The following is a 3,382-nucleotide window of genomic DNA, read 5'->3' on the forward strand; positions in this document are numbered from 1 at the left end:
CCGCTGCCACGCTCCACACCAGCCCAACGCCCACCGCGTCGGCCAGCCAGTCCGCCACCTCGGCGTGGCGCCAGCCGGTGGCCGCCTGCGCGGCTTCGATGGCGGCACCGTGTAGCAGCAAAGCTGCCGCCACCACGGACCAGCCCAAACGGGGGTAGGCCAAGCGCCCCAGAGACGCCAACGCCGCAAACGCCAGCGCGTGCTGGGCCTTGTCCCACAGGTCGAACATCTGCGGCGGCAAATGGGTAGGCGGTGTCAGCGACAGCACGGTCACCACGACAGCCAGCGACCAGAAGCCAACGCGCCAGACGCGTGTGCGTTGACGGCTGCCCCCCATCACCGCACCCTGGGCACCGCGGCCACTGCCGACGCCAGCGCATCGACGAAACGTGCCGCCACATCGTAGCCCGTTTGCTGCGCAATTTCCTGAAAGCAAGTCGGGCTGGTGACGTTGACCTCGGTGAGCCGATCGCCTATCACATCCAGCCCCACCAGCAGCAGGCCGCGCTGCGCCAGCACCGGCCCAACGGCGCGCGCAATCGCCCAGTCGGCGTCGGACAGCGGCTGTGCCACGCCGCGCCCGCCCGCGGCCAGATTGCCGCGCACTTCGCCACCCTGCGGGATGCGCGCCAGCGCATACGGCACCGGCTCGCCGCCAATTAGCAGGATGCGCTTATCACCCTGGGCGATTTCGGGCAGGAAGCGCTGCACCATAACCGTGGTGTGCCCGTGCGCGGTCAGCGTCTCGATCACTGCCCCTAGGTTCATGCCATCGGGCCCGATGCGGAAAATCCCGCGCCCGCCCATGCCGTCCAGCGGCTTGAGGATGATGTCGCGGTGCTCGGCGTGGAAGGCACGGATCGCCTCGGCCGAGCGCGTCACCAGTGTGGGCGGCGCCCACGCCGCAAACTCCATCAGCGCCAGCTTCTCGGGGTGGTCGCGCAGCGCCGTCGGGGCGTTGAAGACGCGCGCGCCCTCGCGCTCGGCCTGCTGCAGCAGGTGGGTGGCGTAGAAGTATTCGGCATCGAACGGCGGATCCTTGCGCATCAGCACCGCGTCGAATGCCTGCAACGGCTCGCGCGCCTGCTGGCGCACACGAAACCAGTCGTCGGCGTCGCCGGTCAGGGTGACCTCGCGCACCCACGCCGTCACCGGCTCGCCACTGCGCCACTGCAGGTGCGCGGGCTCGCACGCGGCCAGCGTCACGCCGCGGCGTGCCAGCTCGCGCATCATGGCATACGTGGTGTCCTTGTAGGTGGCAAAGGTGTGCAATGGATCAGCCACCACCAGCACACGGCGCAGGGGCTGGACCCCGCTGGCCCGCGGCGTGACCCCACCGGCGGCATCGCTGGCCGGCACCGGCTTGACGGCAGCCTCATGCATCGTGTTCCGCCTCCGGGTCGGTGGCTTCCAGCTCGTAGGCAGCGGCCAGCATCGCCAGCCGCGCCACCACGCCGTACATGTAGAAGCGGTTGGGCACACTCGCCCCCGGCTTGCTGCCGGGCTGCGGCTGCAGCGAGCTTTTCTCAAACGCCAGCGGTACGAAGCTGGCACCCGGGGCGTTGAGATTTTCATCCACGCCGCGCTCGGCATGCACCCGGTAAAACCCGCCCACCACGTAGCGGTCCATCATGTACACCACCGGCTCGGCCACGGCGTCGTTGATGCGCTCGTGCGTCATCACGCCTTCCTGAATCAGGACCTCACTGACCTGCTGGCCGTCTTTGATGATGTTCATTTTGTTTTTGGTGCGGCGGCTCAGGCTTTCCAATTCAGCGGCGTCACGCACCATCATCACGCCCATGCCGTACGTCCCGTTGTCGGCCTTGACGGCGACGAACGGCCGCTCCTGAATACCGTATTCTTTGTATTTCTTGCGAATGCGCGCCAGCAGCGCATCGACCTGGGTTTGCAGGCATTCCAGTCCGGCCCCCTCGGCGAAGTTCACCTGTCCGCACTGGGCAAACATGGGGTTGATGAGCCACGGGTCCATGCCCAGTAGCTTGCCAAAACGCTTGGCCACTTCCTCGTAAGCACGGAAGTGGTTGCTTTTGCGGCGCACGTGCCAGCCGGCGTGCAGCGGCGGCAGCAGATATTGTTCGTGCAGGTCCTCCAGAATGCCCGGCACGCCTGCGCTGAGGTCGTTGTTGAGCAAGATGGTGCAAGGATCGAAGTGCTTCAGGCCCAGCCGCCGCCCTTCGCGGATGACGGGCTCCAGCAGCAGCGTCTCGCCGTTGGGCAGTTCGATCGGCGTCGGCTCCTTGACCTCCGGGTTGATCGAGCCAATACGCACATTCAGCCCCGCCGAGTAGAAGATGCGCTGCAGCTGCGCCACGTTCATCAGGTAGAAGACGTTGCGCGTATGGTTTTCGGGGATCAGCAGCAGGTTCTTGGCCTCGGGGCAGATCTTCTCGATCGCAGCCATGGCCGCCTGCACGGCCAGCGGCACCATCTCGGGCGTCAGGTTGTTCCAGCCGCCGGGGAACAGGTTGGTGTCCACCGGCGCCAGCTTGAAGCCGGCGTTGCGGATGTCCACCGAGGTGTAAAACGGCGGCGTGTGCTCCATCCACTCCAGGCGGAACCAGCGCTCGATGACCGGGGTGGATTCCAGGATGCGTTGCTCGAGCTCGTTGATCGGGCCGGTGAGTGCAGTAACGAGATGGGGAACCATGCGATGCCCTGACAGGGTGAGAGGGACGGCTGGCCACGCCGTGCGGACGCGACCGGCCCCAGTGCACCGATTGTAGGAAGTCCGGTGCGCGCGCGGCAACCCGATGGAGTATCGGCTATAACCATGGCCCATGAACCACCACCTGTGGCTGCTGGCCATCGCCCAGGGCCTGTTTCTCACCAACAACGTCGTCTTCATCGCCATCAATGGGCTGGTGGGGCTGAGTCTGGCCCCCGTGGGCTGGATGGCTACCCTGCCCTTGATGGGCTACGTCGTGGGGGGCGCCCTATCCACCGGACGGGTTGCCCGCGCCCAGGCGCGCTGGGGACGGCAGGTGGCGTTCCAGCTCGGCCTGGGGGTGGCGTTCGGGTCGGCGCTGCTGGCGGCCGCCGCTGTGGCCACGCATCAGTTCTGGCTGCTGGTCGCCGCCACCGTGATCGCCGGTTACTACAGCGCCAATGGCCAGCTCTACCGCTTCGCCGCCGGCGAGCTGGCGTCACCCGCGTACCGAGAAAAGGCGGTCTCATTGGTACTGGCCGGCGGCCTGATCGGCGCCGTCGCCGGGCCCAACCTGGCCAACCACACGCGCAACCTGCTCGGCACGCCGTTCCTAGGGGCGTATCTGGCGCTGGCCGCAATCGCCCTGCTGTCGATGGCGGTGATGGCCGGCATCCGCTTTCCCGCCGAACCGCCCCGCCGTGCCGGCGCCAC

Annotated in this window: 4 protein-coding genes; 1 reads left to right on the forward strand and 3 read right to left on the reverse strand. The window is 67.3% G+C overall.

Annotated elements, in window-relative coordinates:
* The 3 genes from V7Z54_RS09585 to gshA all read right to left on the reverse strand — a co-directional run.
* A partial coding sequence (locus V7Z54_RS09585) for a VanZ family protein (protein WP_334136155.1) occupies positions 1 to 337 on the reverse strand: 337 nt, incomplete at its 3' end.
* Positions 337 to 1,383: a glutathione synthase gene (gene gshB, locus V7Z54_RS09590; protein ID WP_334136157.1), complete on the reverse strand. Its 1,047-nt coding sequence runs from the start codon at positions 1,381 to 1,383 to the stop codon at positions 337 to 339. The genes gshB and V7Z54_RS09585, both read right to left, overlap by 1 nt.
* On the reverse strand, positions 1,376 to 2,671 hold the full coding sequence (gene gshA / locus V7Z54_RS09595) for a glutamate--cysteine ligase (protein WP_334136159.1): 1,296 nt from the start codon (positions 2,669 to 2,671) through the stop codon (positions 1,376 to 1,378). The genes gshB and gshA overlap by 8 nt, the downstream gene beginning before the upstream one ends.
* 130 nt (positions 2,672 to 2,801) lie before the next feature.
* Here gshA and V7Z54_RS09600 point away from each other — a divergent pair.
* Positions 2,802 to 3,382: MFS transporter (locus tag V7Z54_RS09600; protein ID WP_334136161.1), on the forward strand; the 581-nt coding region annotated here is incomplete at its 3' end.

The sequence above is a fragment of the Tepidimonas sp. genome, from assembly GCF_036824975.1.
GTDB lineage: Bacteria > Pseudomonadota > Gammaproteobacteria > Burkholderiales > Burkholderiaceae_C > Tepidimonas.